General features: G+C 75.0%; 17 protein-coding genes. 12 read left to right on the top strand and 5 right to left on the bottom strand.

Features of this window, described 5'->3' with window-relative positions:
* The first annotated feature begins 264 nt into the window (after positions 1 to 264).
* From I4I82_RS09245 to I4I82_RS09265, 5 genes are all read left to right on the top strand, one after another.
* On the top strand, positions 265 to 1,986 hold the full coding sequence (locus tag I4I82_RS09245; RefSeq protein ID WP_226369960.1) for a serine/threonine-protein kinase: 1,722 nt from the start codon (positions 265 to 267) through the stop codon (positions 1,984 to 1,986).
* Between the two features lie 24 nt (positions 1,987 to 2,010).
* Complete coding sequence (locus I4I82_RS09250) at positions 2,011 to 2,796, top strand: purine-nucleoside phosphorylase (protein ID WP_218592558.1); 786 nt, start codon at positions 2,011 to 2,013, stop codon at positions 2,794 to 2,796.
* A 70-nt stretch (positions 2,797 to 2,866) separates the two neighbouring features.
* Positions 2,867 to 4,435, top strand: coding sequence for a phospho-sugar mutase (locus I4I82_RS09255; protein WP_218592559.1), 1,569 nt, complete (start codon positions 2,867 to 2,869; stop codon positions 4,433 to 4,435).
* On the top strand, positions 4,432 to 4,890 hold the full coding sequence (locus tag I4I82_RS09260; RefSeq protein ID WP_218592560.1) for a flavodoxin family protein: 459 nt from the start codon (positions 4,432 to 4,434) through the stop codon (positions 4,888 to 4,890). The genes I4I82_RS09255 and I4I82_RS09260 overlap by 4 nt, the downstream gene beginning before the upstream one ends.
* 25 nt (positions 4,891 to 4,915) lie before the next feature.
* On the top strand, positions 4,916 to 5,494 hold the full coding sequence (locus I4I82_RS09265) for a TetR/AcrR family transcriptional regulator (protein WP_218592561.1): 579 nt from the start codon (positions 4,916 to 4,918) through the stop codon (positions 5,492 to 5,494).
* On the opposite strand, the gene upp is transcribed toward I4I82_RS09265, so the two are convergent.
* Positions 5,473 to 6,099: a uracil phosphoribosyltransferase gene (upp, locus tag I4I82_RS09270; RefSeq protein ID WP_218592562.1), complete on the bottom strand. Its 627-nt coding sequence runs from the start codon at positions 6,097 to 6,099 to the stop codon at positions 5,473 to 5,475. The two genes, I4I82_RS09265 and upp, sit on opposite strands and share 22 nt — an antisense overlap.
* A 10-nt stretch (positions 6,100 to 6,109) precedes the next feature.
* Entirely contained in the window at positions 6,110 to 7,021 is a 912-nt protein-coding gene (locus I4I82_RS09275) for a haloalkane dehalogenase (RefSeq protein WP_218592563.1), read from the bottom strand.
* Here I4I82_RS09275 and I4I82_RS09280 point away from each other — a divergent pair.
* On the top strand, positions 7,020 to 7,529 hold the full coding sequence (locus I4I82_RS09280; protein WP_225920559.1) for a GNAT family N-acetyltransferase: 510 nt from the start codon (positions 7,020 to 7,022) through the stop codon (positions 7,527 to 7,529). The genes I4I82_RS09275 and I4I82_RS09280 overlap by 2 nt on opposite strands.
* A 12-nt stretch (positions 7,530 to 7,541) precedes the next feature.
* Here the strand turns inward: I4I82_RS09280 and I4I82_RS09285 are convergent, their stop codons facing one another.
* Positions 7,542 to 8,429 (bottom strand): molybdopterin-dependent oxidoreductase, encoded by an 888-nt coding sequence (locus tag I4I82_RS09285; protein WP_218592564.1) that lies wholly within the window; start codon positions 8,427 to 8,429, stop codon positions 7,542 to 7,544.
* Positions 8,430 to 8,565: 136 nt separating this feature from the next.
* On the opposite strand from I4I82_RS09285, the gene I4I82_RS09290 reads away from it, so the two are divergent.
* From I4I82_RS09290 to I4I82_RS09310, 5 genes are all read left to right on the top strand, one after another.
* Positions 8,566 to 8,802 carry a hypothetical protein gene (locus tag I4I82_RS09290; protein WP_141279019.1) on the top strand — a complete coding sequence of 79 codons (237 nt, stop codon included), beginning with the start codon at positions 8,566 to 8,568 and terminating at the stop codon, positions 8,800 to 8,802.
* A gap of 155 nt (positions 8,803 to 8,957) precedes the next feature.
* Positions 8,958 to 9,947, top strand: coding sequence for a deoxyribose-phosphate aldolase (gene deoC / locus I4I82_RS09295; protein WP_226369961.1), 990 nt, complete (start codon positions 8,958 to 8,960; stop codon positions 9,945 to 9,947).
* On the top strand, positions 9,947 to 11,380 hold the full coding sequence (locus I4I82_RS09300) for an aldehyde dehydrogenase family protein (protein ID WP_218592566.1): 1,434 nt from the start codon (positions 9,947 to 9,949) through the stop codon (positions 11,378 to 11,380). Before deoC ends, I4I82_RS09300 begins: the two co-directional genes overlap by 1 nt.
* 144 nt (positions 11,381 to 11,524) lie before the next feature.
* Positions 11,525 to 12,409, top strand: coding sequence for an aldehyde dehydrogenase family protein (locus I4I82_RS09305; protein WP_226369962.1), 885 nt, complete (start codon positions 11,525 to 11,527; stop codon positions 12,407 to 12,409).
* 26 nt (positions 12,410 to 12,435) lie between these two features.
* Positions 12,436 to 13,668, top strand: a complete 1,233-nt coding sequence (locus I4I82_RS09310; RefSeq protein WP_218595636.1) for a SatS C-terminal domain-containing protein — start codon at positions 12,436 to 12,438, stop codon at positions 13,666 to 13,668.
* A 6-nt stretch (positions 13,669 to 13,674) separates the two neighbouring features.
* Here the strand turns inward: I4I82_RS09310 and I4I82_RS09315 are convergent, their stop codons facing one another.
* The gene (locus I4I82_RS09315) at positions 13,675 to 14,763 is read right to left on the bottom strand and encodes an adenosine deaminase (RefSeq protein WP_218594713.1); all 1,089 of its coding nucleotides are present in this window, start codon (positions 14,761 to 14,763) and stop codon (positions 13,675 to 13,677) included.
* A gap of 159 nt (positions 14,764 to 14,922) precedes the next feature.
* Here I4I82_RS09315 and I4I82_RS09320 point away from each other — a divergent pair, with 159 nt between their 5' ends.
* Positions 14,923 to 16,002 carry a PA containing protein gene (locus I4I82_RS09320; RefSeq protein ID WP_218595637.1) on the top strand — a complete coding sequence of 360 codons (1,080 nt, stop codon included), beginning with the start codon at positions 14,923 to 14,925 and terminating at the stop codon, positions 16,000 to 16,002.
* An 88-nt stretch (positions 16,003 to 16,090) separates the two neighbouring features.
* On the opposite strand, the gene I4I82_RS09325 is transcribed toward I4I82_RS09320, so the two are convergent.
* The gene (locus tag I4I82_RS09325; RefSeq protein ID WP_218595638.1) at positions 16,091 to 17,365 is read right to left on the bottom strand and encodes a thymidine phosphorylase; all 1,275 of its coding nucleotides are present in this window, start codon (positions 17,363 to 17,365) and stop codon (positions 16,091 to 16,093) included.

Here is a 17,365-nt window from a genome sequence, read left to right on the forward strand (position 1 = left end):
TGCATCTCTGCTCTGTCCTGCATCGGCCCATGGTGCTCACCCGGACGGCGGTAGACCAAGCGCAAATCGTTCACGTAGTGAAACGCTCGCCGAGGGGTCGCCGATCTGCTGCGGGCGGCCGTACCCCACGCGACGAGTGGTGAACGGCACCATCGACGAGCGGAGCTTTTCGCCGTTCGTCTCATCGCGCCGGAGGCCGTGGGGAGCATGCCGGGAGGGATACCCGTATGTGCCCGGAAGATACGTGCCGGTCAGAATGGGCAGGTGACGACGCCGCAGGACGGACAGCGCCGCATCGGCGGCCGGTACCTGCTGTCCGGCAAGATCGGCAGCGGCGCCATGGGCACCGTCTGGGCCGGGTACGACGAGGTCCTGCGCCGTCGCGTCGCCGTCAAGGAGCTGCGGGTCCCGATCGGCGTCGGCGACCAGGAGGCCCTCGACATGCGCGAGCGGATCCTGCGCGAGGCGCGGGCCGTCGGCGGGCTGTCGCACCCCAACGTCATCACGGTGTTCGACGTGGTCGAGGCCGACGGTGAGCCCGTCGTCGTGCTGGAGCTGGTGCCCTCCCGCAACCTCGCGGAGATGATCTCCGACCACGGGGCCCTGTCCGTCGCGCAGGCCGCCGTGGTCGGTTACGCCACCGCGGGGGGTCTGCGGGCCGCGCACCGCGCCGGCATCACGCACCGTGACGTCAAGCCGGGCAACGTCCTCGTCGCCGACGACGGGCGCGTCAAGCTCACCGACTTCGGCATCGCCCGCAACATCGCCGACGCCCCCATGACGAGCGTCGGCCTCGTGCTCGGCTCGCCCGCCTACATCGCGCCGGAGGTCGCGGCCGGCCAGCCCGTCACGCCCGCCGCCGACCTGTGGGGCCTGGGCGCCACGCTGTTCGCCGCGGTCGAGGGCCGTCCGCCCTACGACGTCGGTGGCGACCCGGTGCAGACCATCACCGAGGTCGTCGACGGCGACGTGCCGCGCAGTCGCGCGGGCGGGCCGGTGTCGGAGGTCATCGCGGCGCTGATGGTCAAGGAGCCCTCGGCGCGCATGCCGCTCGACGAGGTGCGCATCCGGCTTCGGCCGCTCATCTCCGACCCCGACGACCCGCTCTACCCCGGCTCCCCCGACGCCCCGACGCTCGCCGCGTTCGTCACGCCCCCGCTCGACCTCCCGCCGCCCGCAGAGCTCCCCGAGCCCTCCCGCAGCTCCGGGTCGCTGGAGGTCCGGCCGCCGTCGCAGCCCGCGCTGCTCGCCGCCGACCCCGGACCGCTGCCGGGGCCGCCGCCCGGGCGGTCGGGGGGGATGCGCCCCGACCTGCCGGTGCCGCTGCGTCCCGACACCCTGCGTCCCGACACCCTGCGCCCCGACCGCGGCCCGCAGCGCCCGCCCCGGCCACCCGCGCGGCCCCCGGCGGCGGCCCGGCCGTTCGCGGAGCCGACCTCGACGCTGCAGTCCGTGGCCCTCGTCATCGCCGGAGCACTGGTCGTGCTGCTGGGTGCGGCCGCGGGCTGGGCGGTCACGCGGATGATCGGCGGGCAGTCGCCGTTCGACACGGTCACGGTGACGTCGGCCGGCACCGGGCTGATCGCGCACCTCGACCCCCTGGGCTTCGACGCCGACGTCCCCGCCGGCTGGACGCAGTTCGACCACGAGCGGCTCGACGGCTCGCGCTCCGCGTCGTTCATCAGCCCCGACGGCACCGAGGAGTTCACGGTGGAGCGCGCGGAGTCGCGCGACGCCGCGCTGGCCGGGCTCACGGCCGACCGGCTCGGCGTCGACACCCTGGAGCGCACCGAGCTCGCCGACGACCGCCTGACCTACCGCACCGACCGCGACGGCCAGCAGCGCGCCACCTGGCTCGCGCTCGTCCCGGCCGACGGCGACGCCGTCTGGGTGGCCCGGCTCACCGTTCCCGGCGAGCGCGGCGAGGGCACCGCGCAGGCCCTGTTCGACGTGCTCATGGCCGGTTTCGCCACTGCCGGGGCCTGATCGCGCGTTCCGTAGGCTGCGGGCATGAGCGAGCTCGAGAGCGCAGCGGCCGCCGCACTGGCCGAGGCCACCGGCGTGGCCACCCACGACGTCGCCGTGGTGCTGGGGTCGGGCTGGCGTCCGGCGGCCGACCTGATCGGCGAGGCCGACCACGAGGTCCCGATGGCCGACCTCCCCGGTTTCCTCGCCCCCACCGTCGCCGGCCACGGCGGCACGGTCCGCTCGGTGCGGGTCGGCGAGCGCCGCGTGCTGGTGCTGCTCGGGCGCACGCACCTCTACGAGGGCCACGGCGTCGACCCGGTCGTCCACGGCGTCCGCACCGCCGCCGCCGCGGGCTGCTCCACCGTCGTCCTCACGAACGCGGCGGGCGGGATCCGCCAGGGCATGAGCGTCGGCGACCCGGTCCTGATCTCCGACCACCTCAACATGACGGCGACGTCCCCGCTGCGGGGTGCGCAGTTCGTCGACCTCACCGACCTCTACTCGCCCCGCCTGCGCACGCTCGCGCGCGAGATCGACCCGTCGCTGGCCGAGGGCGTCTACGCCGGGCTGACCGGCCCGCACTTCGAGACTCCGGCCGAGATCCGGATGTACCGCGGGCTCGGCGCCGACCTCGTCGGGATGTCGACGGTGCTGGAGGCGATCGCGGCGCGCGCGCTCGGCGTCGAGGTGTTCGGGCTGTCGCTGGTGACGAACCTGGCCGCCGGGCTCACCGGGCAGCCGCTGGACCACCACGAGGTGCTGGAGGCCGGGACCGCGGCCGCCGGGCGGATGGGCGAGCTGCTGCGCGAGCTCGTCGCACGGTCGTGAGTGCGCCTGCGGCGCTCGTGAGCGGCAATCGTGGCTCCGGCCACGATCGCCACTCACGGGGGGTGGGGCGGTGACGCCGGAACTGCGCGACGCCACCCTGCGCTGGATCGCCGACGACCCCGACCCCGCCACCCGCGCCGAGCTCCAGCGGGTCCTGGCCGACGTCATGGCGGGCGGCCCCGACGACGACCTCGCCGACCGCATGTCCGGGATGCTGCGCTTCGGCACGGCCGGGCTGCGCGGGCCGGTCCGGGCCGGGCCCGCCGGGATGAACGTCGCCGTGGTGCGCCGCGCGACGGCCGGACTCGCGGCCTGGCTCGCGCGCGACGGCGTCCGCGGCACGGTCGTGGTCGGGCGCGACGCGCGGCACGGGTCGGAGGCCTTCGCCGCCGCCGCGGCCGAGGTGCTCGCCGGCGCCGGGTTCACCGCCCGCACGCTCCCCGGCCCCCTGCCGACGCCCGTGCTCGCCTTCGCCGTCCGCGAGCTGGGGGCGGTGGCCGGGGTCCAGGTCACGGCCTCGCACAACCCGCCCGCCGACAACGGCTACAAGGTCTACCTGGCCGACGGTGCGCAGCTCGCACCCCCGTCCGACGCCGGGATCGAAGCCGCGATCACGGCCGCACCCGCGGCGGTATCGGTACCCACCAGCGGCGACGCCTCCGGAGTGGACGTCACGGAGTCCTACCTGGACCGCGTCGCCCGCCTCCCCCGCGGCACCGCCCGCACCCTGCGCGTCGCGCTCACCCCGATGCACGGCGTCGGCGGGGCCACCGCGGTGCACGCGCTGGGCCGGGCGGGCTTCACCGACGTGCACGTCGTGGCGTCGCAGGCCGCGCCCGACCCCGACTTCCCGACGGTCGTGTTCCCCAACCCCGAGGAGCCCGGCGCCACCGACGCGCTCCTCGCGCTCGCCGCGGAGGTCGGCGCCGACCTCGCGATCGCCCTGGACCCCGACGCCGACCGCTGCGCACTGGGCGTCCCCACCTGCGAGGGCTGGCGCATGCTCACCGGCGACGAGACCGGCGTCCTGCTCGGCGACCACCTGCTCCGCACCGGCACCGGCGACGACCCGCTCGTCGCCACCACGGTCGTCTCGTCGTCGATGCTGCGGTCGGTCGCGCAGGCGCACGGCGCGCGCTTCGCCGAGACGCTGACCGGCTTCAAGTGGATCGTCCGGGGCGGCCCCGGCCTGGTCTACGGCTACGAGGAGGCGCTGGGCTACTGCGTCGACCCGGGCGCGGTCAACGACAAGGACGGGATCGCGGCGGCCACCGTCGCCTGCGACCTCGCGGCGACGCTGAAGGCGGAGGGGAAGGGCCTGCCCGACCGGCTCGACGCGCTGTCGGCCGAGCACGGCGTCCACCTCACCCGCGGCATCTCCGTCCGCATGGAGCCCGGCCCCCGCGACGCCGCCGTGGCCCGCCTGCGCGACGCGCCGCCGCAGGGCTGGGCGGTCACCCGTCCCGCCCCCGACGTGCTCGTGCTGCGCCGCGAGGGCGAGCGGCTCGTGATCCGCCCGTCGGGCACCGAGCCGAAGCTCAAGGCGTACCTGGAGGTCGTGGAGCACGGCGACCGCGCCCGCGCCCAGGAGCGCCTCGACGCGCTCGCCGCCACCGTCACGGACCTGCTGGGCGCATGACGACGCTGCTCGTCGTGCACCACACGCCCTCCCCCGCGACGGCGGAGCTGCTCGACGCCGTGCTGCGCGGCGCCCAGGACCCGGAGATCACCGGCGTCGACGTGGTGCGGCGCGCGGCCCTGGCCGCCACGGCGTCGGACCTGCTCGCCGCCGACGCCGTCGTCCTCGGCACGCCGGCCAACATCGGGTACATGTCGGGCGCGCTCAAGCACTTCTTCGACACCGTCTACTACGTCTGCGCCGACGACACCCGCGGGCTGCCCTTCGGCCTCTACGTGCACGGCAACCTCGGCGTCGAGGGCGCGGTGCGGTCGGTCGAGGGCGTCACGGGCGGGCTGGGGTGGACGCAGGCGGCCGCGCACGTGACCGTCAGCGGCGCGCCGACCCGGGCCGACCTCGACGCCTGCGCGGAGCTGGGCGGCACCCTCGCCGCCACGATCATGGACGGCGGATGACGGGGCCCGGGGCTAGGGTGCCGCGATGCCCCGTCCGAAGGTCCACGACGCGGCGCTGCGCGAGCGCCTGCTCGACCGCGCGGGAGCCCTGCTGTCCGACGGCGGCACCGACGCGCTGAGCCTGCGCGCGCTCGCCCAGGACTGCGGCACCTCCACGACGGCGGTCTACTCGCTGTTCGGCGGCAAGCCCGCGCTGCTCGACGTCCTGCTCGACCGCGCGGTGCATCGCCTCACCGGCCGGCTCGACGCCGTCGACGCGGCGGCCGACGCCGGCACCGACCCGCTGGAGCACCTGCGCCGCCTCGCCCTGGCCTACCGCGACGCCGCGCTCGACGACCCGCGCGTCTACGAGGTGCTCTCGGCCGCGCCCCCCGCCGCGCAGGCGTTGCGGCCCATCGCCGACGCCGTCCGCCGCGCCACGACGGCGGGCGCGCTGCGGGCCGGCGCCGACCCGTCGGCCGTGGCGCTGGCGGTGCAGGCGCTCGTGCACGGTCTCGTCGACCTGGAGCTGCACGGCCTCGCCCCCGCCGCCGACGTGGCGGGCGCCCTGCGGGCCATGCTCGACGGCTGGCGCGCCCCGGACTACGGGACGGCGCCGAACTGACGGTCGCCCGCGTCGCCCAGGCCCGGGACGATGAACGCGGAGTCGTTGAGCCGCTCGTCGATGCTGGCGGTGACGACCCGGACCGGCAGCCCGCTGCCCTCGAGGTGCGCCACGCCCTCCGGCGCGGCCAGCACGCAGATCGCGGTGACGTCGGACGCGCCGCGCTCGGTGAGCATCCGGATCGTGTGCTCCATCGAGCCGCCGGTGGCGAGCATCGGGTCGAGCACGAACACCGGACGCCCGTCGAGCGACTCGGGCAGCGACTCCATGTAGGGCACCGGCAGGTGCGTCTTCTCGTCGCGCGCCAGCCCGACGAAGCCCATCTGCGCCTCGGGCATCAGGGCCTGTGCGGCGTCGACCATCCCGAGCCCGGCGCGCAGCACCGGCACCAGCAGCGGCGGGTCGGCGAGGCGGTAGCCGGTGGTGCGGGCGACCGGGGTGTGCAGCGGCGCGGTGGCCACCGGGGCGTCGCGCGTGGCCTCGTAGATGAGCATGAGCGTGAGGTCGCGCAGGGCCGCCCGGAACGTCGCGTTGTCGGTGCGCGCGTCCCGCATGGTGGAGAGGCGGGCGCGGGCCAGCGGGTGGTCGACGACGCGGACATCCATGGCCGGAAGGCTAGCCGGAGACCCCGGCGAACCGCGCCACCGCCGCGGCCAGCTCCGGCCCGGCGTCCTCCTGCAGGAAGTGGCCCGCACCGGTGATCGTCGGGTGCTCCTGCCCCGCCGCACCCGGCACCTCCGCCCGCAGGATCGGCCCCATCGCCGCGGTGATCGGGTCGCCGTCGCTGAACGCGCAGAGGAACGGCAGGTCCAGGCCGCGCAGGACGTCCCAGGCGGCACGGTTCGCCGCCGTCGACGGGTCGTCGGGCCGGGTCGGGACGAGCAGCGGCATGGCGCGGGGCCCCGCCTTGTAGGACTCGTCGGGGAACGGGGCGTCGTAGGCGGCGCGCACCTCGGGGGTGAACCGCGTGCGGCAGCCCGACTGCACCAGCCGCCCCACGTCCAGCACGTCGGCCTTCTCCACCGCGCGGCGGAACTCCCACCAGACCGAGGGCATGTCGACGTCGCCGGTGGGCAGGCCGGTGTTGGCGGCGACGACGCGGGCGAAACGGTCCGTGTGTTCGGCGACGAGCCGCAGCCCGATCAGCCCGCCCCAGTCCTGGCCGACGAGCGTGACGCCGCGCAGGTCGAGGACGTCGAACACCAGCGTGCGGACCCACTCGACGTGCCGCGCGTAGCTGTGGTCGGTGATCTCCGTGGGCTTGTCGGAGCGACCGAAGCCGACGAGGTCGGGCGCGACGACCCGCATCCCCGCCCCGGCCAGCACCGGGATCATCGTGCGGTGCAGGAACGACCAGCTCGGCTCGCCGTGCAGCAGCAGCACCACGGGGCCGTCGGCCGGGCCGTCCTCGACCCACGCCATCCGCAGCGTCCCGCCGTCGCCGTCGGGGACGTCGGCGTAGCGGGGCGGCTGCGGGAAGCCGGGGAGGTCGGCGAACCGCGAGTCGGGTGTGCGGAGGGTGCGCATGACGACGATCCTGGCACCCGTGCTGATCCGTGACGCCACCCCCGACGACTGGGCCGCGATCTGGCGCTTCGTGCGCGCGATCGCCGCCGCCGGCGAGACCTACACCTATCCGCGCGACATCACCGAGGAGCAGGCCCGCGCGATCTGGATGCCCGGGCCGCCCGCCGCCGCGTTCGTGGCCGTCGACGACGACGGCACCGTGCTCGGCAGCGCCAAGGCCGGCCCCAACCAGCTCGGCCCGGGCGCGCACGTGGCCACCGCGAGCTTCATGGTCGACCCGGCGCACGGGCGCCGCGGCACGGGCCGCGCGCTGGGCGAGCACGTGATCGCCTGGGCCGCGGCGCAGGGCTACCGCGCGATGCAGTTCAACGCCGTGGTCGAGACGAACACCCGCGCCGTGGCGCTGTGGCACGCGCTGGGCTTCGCGACGGTCGGCGTGGTGCCGGAGGCGTTCCACCACCCCGTGCACGGCTACGTCGGGCTGACGGTGATGCACCGGAGGCTCTGAGCAGGCCTGGCCTCACTGCAGCGGGAACGGCGGCTGCCACCACCACGGCTCGTCGACGACCTCGACCGCCACCACCCACTTCACCCACCAGAACCCGCGCCGCCCGGGCGCGACGAGCCGCACCGGCGCCCCGTGCCCGGCCGTGAGCCTGCGCCCGGCCAGGTGCGTGGCCAGCAGCAGCGTGCCGGCCTCGGCCGCCGGGAAGCGGCGGCGGTACCCGGTGGCCGAGACGACGTCGACCGACGCGCCCGCGGGCAGGCCGAGGTCGGCCACGCGCACGCCCCGCCACTCCTGCTCGGTGTACCAGCCGCCGGTGCAGTCGAGCACCGCGCGCACGGTCGTCGGCGGGAGCGCGGCGAGGTCGACCTCACCGCCCGGCACCCGCAGCGGCCGCCCGGGCAGCCGCGGCACCGGGTCGAACATCCACTGCGTGACGGGCACGGCGGTCGCGTCGGCGATCCCGTGCGATCCGGTCTCCCGCCGCTCCCGCCCCGGCGCCACGAGCCACAGCAGCGCCGACCCGGCGACGACCCCGGTGCCGAGCAGGGCACGGCGACGGTCGACGTCGGTGCGCCGGACCAGCGGCCGCCACCGCGCCCGTCGCGCCCGGTCCCGTGTGCGGTGGTGGACCACCACGTGCGCCGCGGCCAGCAGCGCGAACCCCGCCAGGGCCAGGCCCATCACCTTCCGCGACCGTCCCGGCCGCCGCAGCCCCCGCCGGACGATGCGGGACTTCGCCGGGAGGAGGAGCAGCAGCCCCAGCCCGGACGCTCCGTGGACGCCGACGACCCACTGCGCCAGACCCGGCGTCCCGACGGCGAAGGCCAGCACGCCGCTCGCCGTGACCGTCACTATCAGTACCAGGACCGTCACGTTGACGGTCCGTGCCGCCCCGTTCATGCGCCCACCGTTCCGCATCCGGCACGATCAGTGATCGACTTCGAGGTTCACCCTGACCCGAACGGGTGGTCCGGCCGAAAGACTGTCACGCCGGAGGCCCTTCCGACGCTGTACTAGATGACTAGGAGGTGATCCGGTGCCGGAGAACACGACTTCCGACGAGGCGACGCTGGTCGCAGCGGCCGAGAAGCTCACGCAGTGCGACGGATACGTAGTGCTGGCCGTCGACCCCCAGACCGGGGAGGTCGACGCCCACGGGCCGTTCGACGGACTGACGGCGACCATCAAGGCCGACCAGCTCCGCCGCGACTTCGACCGCGGCGGTCTGGAGGACGTCACGGTGGGCGTCGTCCGTCTGCACAGCTCGACCTGATCCACAGCTCCACCTGATCCACAGCCCCACCTGATCCACAGCTCCATCCGTTCCACCGCTCCGCACCGGACATGCTCCGCGCCCGCCGCGCCTCCCGCGCGGCGGGCGCGGCACATCCGGGACGTGCGCGGGGGATCCCGGCCTACAGTGGCTCCGTGACGACGACCGTTCCGGCCCCACGCACCGGGTCGCGCGCAGCCGAGTTCACCGACGCCGTGCGCGACGACGCCTCACTGCGCCGCTTCCTGCACGGGCTCCCGGGCGTCGACCAGGTCGGCCTCGAGCGGCGCTCGGCCGCGCTGGCCACCCGCAGCATCAAGAAGGAGTCCAAGCTCCGGGCGCTCGACACGGCGATCTCGATGATCGACCTGACGACGCTGGAGGGCTCCGACACCCCCGGCAAGGTCCGCTCCCTGTGCGCGCAGGCCCGCCGTCCCGACCCCGAGCACCCCGGCGTCCCGCCCGTGGCGGCCGTCTGCGTCTACCCCGACCTCGCGGGCGTCGCGGTCGAGGCGCTGCGCGGTTCCGGCGTCGCGGTCGCCGCGGTCGCCACCGCGTTCCCGGCCGGCCGGTCCTCGCGCGGGGTGAAGCTGGCCGACACCGCGCTGGCCGTCGACGCCGGCGCGTCCGAGATCGACATGGTGATCGACCGCGGGGCGTGGCTCAGCGGGCGCTACGGCCAGGTGTTCGACGAGATCGTGGCCGTGAGGGCGGCCTGCGGCAGTGACGACTCCTCCCGGGCGCACCTCAAGGTGATCCTGGAGACCGGCGAGCTCGCCGGGTACGACGACGTCCGCCGCGCGGCGTGGCTCGCGCTGCTCGCGGGCGCCGACGTCGTCAAGACCTCCACGGGCAAGATCTCCCCCGCCGCGACGCTGCCCGTCGTGCAGGTGCTGCTGCAGTCCGTGCGCGACTGGCACCGCGCCACCGGCGAGTTCCGCGGGGTCAAGGCCGCGGGCGGCATCCGCACCGCGAAGGATGCCGTGAAGCACCTGGTGGCCGTGCACGAGGTCGCCGGCCCGCAGTGGCTGACGCCCGAGCTGTTCCGGTTCGGGGCGTCGTCGCTGCTGGGCGACCTGCTGCGCCAGCGCCGCACCCAGGCGCTGGGCCACTACGAGAGCACCGACCGGATCGGGAACGCCTGATGCCCACGTGGGAGTACTCGCCCGCCCCGGAGTCCGCCGCGCTCGCGCGGCTGCAGCCGAGCTACCGGCCCTTCGTCGACGGCGCGTTCGTCGACGGCGGCGGGGAGCCGCTGAAGACCGTCAACCCGGCCACGGAGGAGGTGCTGGCCGAGGTCGGCACCGCGTCCGCGCAGGACGTCGACACCGCCGTGGCCGCCGCCCGCCGGGCCCAGGAGACGACGTGGGGCCCGATGCCGGGCGCCGAGCGCGCCAAGTACCTGTTCCGCATCGCGCGGATCGTCGCCGAGCGCAGCCGCGAGCTCGCCGTCCTGGAGACCCTCGACAACGGCAAGCCGATCCGCGAGTCCCGCGACGTCGACGTCCCCACCGCGTCGGCACACCTGTTCCACCACGCGGGCTGGGCCGACAAGCTCGCCTACGCGGGCCTCGGGCCCGACCCGCGGCCCGTCGGCGTCGTCGGGGCGGTGATCCCGTGGAACTTCCCGCTGCTCATGGCCACCTGGAAGATCGCGCCGGCACTGGCGTGCGGCAACACGGTCGTCCTCAAGCCGGCCGAGACCACACCGCTCACCGCCCTCGTGCTCGCCGAGATCGCCGCCGAGGCCGGGCTGCCCGCGGGCGTGCTCAACGTGCTGCCCGGCGCCGGTGACGTCGGCGCGGCGCTGGTCGGGCACGAGGGGCTCGACAAGGTCGCGTTCACCGGCTCCACCGACGTCGGCAAGCAGATCCAGCAGCGCCTGGCCGGCACCGGCCGCCGCCTCACCCTGGAGCTCGGCGGGAAGGCGGCGAACATCGTCTACGACGACGCGCCGATCGACCAGGCCGTCGAGGGCGTCGTCGACGGGATCTTCTTCAACCAGGGCCACGTGTGCTGCGCGGGGTCGCGGCTGCTGGTGCAGGAGTCGATCGCCGAGGAGTTCTCCGAGCTGCTGCTGCGCCGCATCGAGACGCTGCGCGTGGGCGACCCGCTCGACAAGAACACCGACGTCGGCGCGATCAACTCACGCGCTCAGCTCGACCGGATCGTCGACCTCGCCGCCGCGGGCGACGCCGAGGGCGCCCAGCGCTGGACCAGCTCCTGCCCGCTTCCTGAGCGCGGCCTGTTCTTCCCGCCGACCGTGTTCTCCGGCGTCGAGCAGACGATGCGGGTGGCGCGCGAGGAGATCTTCGGGCCGGTGCTGTCGGTGCTGACGTTCCGCACGCCGGAGGAGGCCGTGGCCAAGGCGAACAACACGCCCTACGGCCTGTCGGCGGGGATCTGGACGGAGAAGGGCGCCAAGGCGATGTGGACGGCGCAGCGCCTGCGCGCCGGGGTGGTCTGGACCAACACCTTCAACCGCTTCGACCCCACCTCCCCCTTCGGCGGCTACCGGGAGTCGGGCTTCGGCCGCGAAGGCGGCCGGATCGGCCTGGAGGCCTACCTCGACGCCTGAGGCGGGCGCGAGCGGCGAACTCGCCGGGCGGGGGCGGGAAACTCGTCGGCGAGTTTTCCGGGGACGCGCGGCGAGTTCGCCGGGGACTCCCGTCCTCTCCGCCGACGACGTACGCCGCGTGACGCGCCGAACTAGGCTGGGGCCGTGACCCTCTCCCCCGCCGCCGACGGCCGGCTGTCCGTCGCCAAGACGTTCAAGCTGTACGTGGGCGGGGCGTTCCCGCGCTCGGAGTCGGGACGCAGCTACCCCGTGTCCGACACGAAGGGCCGGTTGCTGGCCCACGCCGCGCTGGCCTCGCGCAAGGACGTCCGCGACGCCGTGGTCGCGGCGCGGGGGGCGTTCGGCGGGTGGTCGGGTGCCACGGCCTACAACCGCGGCCAGGTGCTCTACCGCGTCGCGGAGATGGTGCAGGCGCGCCACGAGCAGTTCGTCGACGACGTGGTGGCCGCCGAGGGCGGCACGCGCCGCAAGGCGGGCGGGATCGTGGACGCCGCGATCGACCGCTGGGTCTGGTACGCGGGCTGGACCGACAAGATCGCGTCGGTGCTCGGCTCGGTGAACCCGGTGGCGGGCCCGCTCGTCAACTGGTCGTCGCCGGAGCCGACGGGCGTGGTCGGCGTGCTGGCGCCGCAGGCGTCGTCGCTGCTCGGGCTCGTCGACGTCCTCGCGCCGGTGCTCGCCACCGGCTGCACCGCCGTCGTGGTGGCGAGCCGGGAGCGGCCGCTGCCGGCCGTCGGGCTCGGCGAGGTTCTGGCCACCTCCGACGTCCCGGGCGGCGTCGTCAACATCCTCACCGGCTCGACCGCGGAGCTGGCCCCGTGGCTCGCCGCGCACGGCGACGTCGCGGCGCTCGACCTCGCCGGGGCCGACGCCGAGCTCGCGGTCGCCTGCGAGCGCGCCGCGGCCGGCACCGTCAAGCGGGTCGTGCCGCGCCCGGCCGCCGAACCCGACCACGCGCGCGTTCCGGGCACGGCCCGGCTGCGGGCCTTCACCGAGATCAAGACGGTGTGGCACCCCGTGGGTCGCTGACCGCACCGGGTCCTAGGCTCCGTGCCGTGGCCAGCGACATCGTCCCGATCCAGCTCTCCCTCACCGAGGGCGACCTCGTCACGCTCTGGGCGCCGCGGTGGCGCGAGGACGGCGAGGAGTGGGAGGCCTTTCTCGGCGACGACGACGCGCTGTTCGCCTTCCCCGAGGTCGCGCAGCTCGCGGCGTTCGTCCGCACGGCCCGGGAGCACGACCTCGTCGACCACCCCGCCTGGTCGGTCGTCCCCGACCTCACCGTCGCCGAGCTGACGCCCGAGGAGACGCAGACCTACGACGTCATCGGCGTCCCCGAGCTGGCGGCCGAGGAGGCCGACCAGTGGACGATCGGCGAGCTGCACGAGATCGTCGGGATGGTCCGCTCGATCGCCGACGTGTGCGAGCTCGACGTCGTCACCGAGGTCCTCGACTCCGCCCCCGGCTTCGGGCTGCTCCACCAGGGCACGCTGCCGTTCGTCGGGCGCGAGGGCGGGCGGCTGTGGGCCCAGCTCGTCGCCGTGATCGCCGAGCGCTGGGACGACGTCGTCGACGCGCTGGACGACCTCGTCGACACCCCCGACGTCGACCCCGCGGCGCTCGGGGCGGCGCGCAAGGAGGAGGTCGCGGAGGCCGCCCCCGCCCCCGCCGACGCCCTGCTCCCCGCCGACGACACCGACGAGCAGGACGAGGACGTCGACCCGGACGTGCCCGTGGGCTTCTGGGACGAGGTCGGCATCCACCCGATCCGCATCACCACCCGCGACGGCGAGTTCGTGACGCTGCGCTGCTTCATCGACGACACCCCCCTGTTCCTGGGCTCCGGCGGCACGATCGAGGTGTTCGGCAGCGAGCGCGCGCTGGCCCGCTGGATCGCCGAGGACGGCGCCGACGGGCACGACCTGACGGCGGCGTCCACGTGGGTCGAGGTCGTCGACCGGGCCGCGGTGGGCGAGCTGGAGGTCGAGGTCGACCCGCTCGACACCTACGTCCTCACCGGGCTGGCCGACGACATCGGCGAGGGCGTCGTGGCCGTCGACGGGACGCAGCTGGAGCGGGCCGTCGAGCTGATCCGCGACGTCGCCGAGTGGGCGGGCGACGACGAGCCGGCCGAGGCGCTGGCCGAGAGCCAGCCGCTGGGCTGGCTCGTGTCGTTCGTCGTGCGCCCCAACCCGACGCGGCTGGCGCCCAGCGCGCCCTTCGACCGGGAGTCCGAGCGGTTCCGCGGGCTCGTCGACGACGTGTCCGCGCGGCTGCACGTCCACTGAGCCCGGCTACGCCTGCAGTGCGGCGTACCCGGGCTTGATGACGTCGTCGATCAGGGCGAGGCGCTCGTCGAAGCCGATGAACGCCGACTTCATCGCGTTGACCGTGAACCACTGCAGGTCGGCCCAGCCGTAGCCGAACGTCTCGGCCAGCGCGGTCATCTCGCGGCTCATCGACACGTCGGACATCAGGCGGTTGTCGGTGTTGACCGTGACGCGGAACCGCAGCTTCGCGAGCAGGCCGATCGGGTGCTCGGCCAGCGAGCGCGCCGCGCCCGTGTGCAGGTTCGACGTCGGGCACATCTCCAGCGGGATGCGCATGTCGCGGACGTAGGCGGCGAGGCGGCCCAGCGTCGCGCCGCCGTCGTCGTCGACGGTGATGTCGTCGACGATGCGGACACCGTGGCCGAGCCGGTCGGCCCCGCACCACTGCAGCGCCTCCCAGATCGACGGCAGCCCGAACGCCTCGCCCGCGTGGATCGTGAAGTGGCCGTTCTGCTGGCGGACGTACTCGAACGCGTCGAGGTGGCGGGTGGGCGGGAAGCCGGCCTCGGCGCCGGCGATGTCGAAGCCGACGACGCCGGTGTCGCGGTAGCGGATGGCCAGCTCGGCGATCTCGCGGCTGCGGGCGGCGTGGCGCATCGCGGTGAGCAGGCACCCCACCCGGATGCGCCGGCCGCGCTCCGCGGCGCGGGCCGTGCCGACCCGGAAGCCCTCCAGCACCGCCTCGACGACGGCCGCGAGCTCCAGCCCGGCCTCGACGTGCAGCTCGGGCGCGAAGCGCACCTCGGCGTAGACGACGCCGTCGTCGGCGAGGTCCTCGGCGCACTCGGCCGCGACCCGCACGAGCGCGTCGGCCGTCTGCATGACGCCGACCGTGTGCCCGAACGTCTCCAGGTAGCGCACCAGCGACCCCGAGTGCGCGGCCTCGAGGAACCACCGGCCCAGCGCGGGGACGTCGGTGGTCGGCAGCGCGGAGTAACCGACCGCCTCCGCCAGGTCGACCACGGTGGCCGGGCGCAGTCCGCCGTCCAGGTGGTCGTGGAGCAGCACCTTGGGGGCGTCGCGGACGGTCTCGAGGTTCAGGTCTACGGCCACGCGTGCACGCTAGAACACCACGTCACGGGGCGTCCTCCGGGCGGCCGCACTGCTCCGAACGAGCGAGCGCGCCTCCGAACGGGGAGCCGCGGACGAGTGATCCACAGCTCTCGCTACGCTGAGTGCTCCACGCCCGCTCAGAGGAAGCTCCCCGCCGCCATGAGCAATGACTCGATCCAGTCGTTCGACCGCATGCGCGGCATGCTGGTGCGCGCCGCGGAGATCCGCGACAGCGAGCAGCAGCAGATCTTCGACTCCCTCGACGAGATCCACGCCCGCCTCGCCGCGCTCGACGCTCTCGGCACCGTGCGCAAGCGGCTCACCGAGCTGCCCGACCGCACCGAGGTCAGCGTCCTGGCCGAGCGGCTCGACGAGACCGTCGCCAAGCTCGACCAGCAGGACGCCACGCTGGCCACCGTGCTGCGCGCGCTGGAGTCGCTGCCCGACAAGCTGGCCAAGCCCTTCGCCCAGCTCGACGGCCGGCTCGACGGGGTGGCCGGGCGCATGGAGGGCATCTCCGGGCGGATGGACGGGCTCGACGACCGCCTCGGCGGCCTGCACAAGCGCCTCGACGACCTCGACAACCGCCTCGACCGCCACGAGATGCGCCTCGACGCCATGCCGTCCTCGGTCGGCACGCCGATCAAGGAGCGCATCGACGGGGTCGAGCGCGTGGTCCGCGAGCAGCTCGACGGCGCCTCCCGCGCGTTCGACGAGACCGGTGAGGGCCTGCGCAACCTGCTCGGCGACACCAGCGTCGGCCTGCACCGGCGTCTGGAGGACCTGGCCTCGCGTCCCGCCGTCGACCCGACGGAGCCGCTCGACGCCCTCGCCCGGCGCCTGGAGGCGCTCGCCGACCGGCTCGACGTCGTCGACCAGGCCGTGACCGACCGCCTCGAGGGGCTCGACAAGGCCGTCGACGGCAAGTTCGGCTCGCTCGACGGCCGCCTCGACGAGAAGCTCGGCCGCATCGACGCCGTGCTGGTGGAGCGCCCCGACGCCGCCGCGGTGCGCGGGCTGGTGGAGCGGGCCAACGAGGAGTCCGAGCGGCGCAACGCCGGGCAGCTCGACGAGGCCATGGCCACGTTCGCGGAGCTCATCCTGGGCCGCGGCGGCCAGCCGCAGTCCCCGCCCCCGCCGCCCCGCCCGAGCCAGCGCCGGGCCCGCAAGGTCACGGTGAAGTCGTCGAACGGGGCGTCGGCGGGCGACACGGTCACCGACGACCCCGACGACGAGTAGCCAGCACACCGAACGCAGGGCCCGGCGAGTTCACCGATCACGCCCGGCGGGTCCTCCGATCCGGACCGGCGGCGGGCCGGGCCGGGCCTCAACGGATCGTGTCCAGCAGCAGCGCCGGCCGCTCCGCCGGCCCGTCGCTGATCGCCAGGCCGCCGTCGAGCGCCGCCCGTGCCCCGGCGACGGCACCGGGGGTGTCCGTGTGCAGCTCCAGCACCGGCTGCCCCGCCTGCACCTGAGCCCCGGGGTCGACGAGCAGCAGCACCCCGGCCCCGGCCTGCACCGCGTCCTCCTTGCGCGCCCGGCCCGCCCCCAGCCGCCACGCGGCCACGCCGACGGCGAGCGCGTCCGGGACGAAGGTGCCCGAGCGGTCGGCCGTCACGGTCTCGACGTGCGCGGCCACCGGCAGCGCCGCCGACGGGTCGCCGCCCTGCGCCGCGATCATGGCTTCCCACACCGGGTACGCGGCGCCGGAGGCCAGCACCTCCGCCGGATCGACGCCGGCGATCCCGGCCAGCGCCAGCATCTCCCGCGCCAGCGCCACCGTCAGCTCGACGACGTCGGCCGGTCCTCCCCCGCGCAGCACCTCCACCGACTCGGCGACCTCCAGCGCGTTGCCCGCCGCCCGCCCCAGCGGCACGGACATGTCGGTGACGAGCGCCGTCGTCGCGAGGCCGTGGACGCCGCCGATCCCGACCATCGTCGCGGCGAGCTCGCGGGCGCGGTCGAGGGTCTTCATGAACGCCCCCGACCCGACCTTGACGTCGAGCACCAGCCCGCCCGTCCCCTCCGCGATCTTCTTGCTCATGATCGAGCTGGCGATGAGCGGGATCGACTCGACGGTGCCGGTGACGTCGCGCAGCGCGTAGAGCTTGCGGTCGGCCGGGGCGAGCGTCGGGGTCGTCGCGCAGATGACGGCGCCGACCGACGCGAGCTGCTCCGCGATCTCCTCCAGCGACAGCGACGCGCGCCAGCCCGGGATCGACTCCAGCTTGTCGAGCGTGCCGCCGGTGTGGCCGAGCCCGCGCCCGGACAGCTGCGGCACGGCGGCGCCGCACGCGGCGACGAGCGGCGCGAGCGGCAGCGTGATCTTGTCGCCGACGCCGCCCGTGGAGTGCTTGTCCACCAGCGGGCGTCCGAGGTCGCCGAAGGACAGGACCTCGCCGGAGTCGATCATCGCCTGCGTCCAGCGCGCGATCTCGGCGGTGTCCATGCCGTTGAGCAGGATCGCCATGGCGAGCGACGACATCTGCTCGTCGGCGACGTCGCCGCGCGTGTAGGCGGCGATCACCCAGTCGATCTGCCCGTCGGACAGGCGTCCGCCGTCGCGCTTGGCGGTGATGACGTCGACGGCGCTGAAGGTCAT

The sequence above is a fragment of the Pseudonocardia oceani genome, assembly GCF_019263585.2.
GTDB lineage: Bacteria > Actinomycetota > Actinomycetes > Mycobacteriales > Pseudonocardiaceae > Pseudonocardia > Pseudonocardia oceani.

Bases quoted from the DNA above. Each gene is read 5' to 3' on its own strand.
- I4I82_RS09250 (WP_218592558.1), top strand. From the start codon at position 2,011: ATGAGCGAGCTCGAGAGCGCAGCGGCCGCCGCACTGGCCGAGGCCACC.
- I4I82_RS09260 (WP_218592560.1), top strand. From the start codon at position 4,432: ATGACGACGCTGCTCGTCGTGCACCACACGCCCTCCCCCGCGACGGCG.
- I4I82_RS09265 (WP_218592561.1), top strand. From the start codon at position 4,916: ATGCCCCGTCCGAAGGTCCACGACGCGGCGCTGCGCGAGCGCCTGCTC.
- upp (WP_218592562.1), bottom strand. From the start codon at position 6,099: ATGGATGTCCGCGTCGTCGACCACCCGCTGGCCCGCGCCCGCCTCTCC.
- I4I82_RS09280 (WP_225920559.1), top strand. From the start codon at position 7,020: ATGACGACGATCCTGGCACCCGTGCTGATCCGTGACGCCACCCCCGAC.
- I4I82_RS09275 (WP_218592563.1), bottom strand. From the start codon at position 7,021: ATGCGCACCCTCCGCACACCCGACTCGCGGTTCGCCGACCTCCCCGGC.
- I4I82_RS09285 (WP_218592564.1), bottom strand. From the start codon at position 8,429: ATGAACGGGGCGGCACGGACCGTCAACGTGACGGTCCTGGTACTGATA.
- I4I82_RS09300 (WP_218592566.1), top strand. From the start codon at position 9,947: ATGCCCACGTGGGAGTACTCGCCCGCCCCGGAGTCCGCCGCGCTCGCG.
- I4I82_RS09320 (WP_218595637.1), top strand. From the start codon at position 14,923: ATGAGCAATGACTCGATCCAGTCGTTCGACCGCATGCGCGGCATGCTG.
- I4I82_RS09325 (WP_218595638.1), bottom strand. From the start codon at position 17,365: ATGACCTTCAGCGCCGTCGACGTCATCACCGCCAAGCGCGACGGCGGA.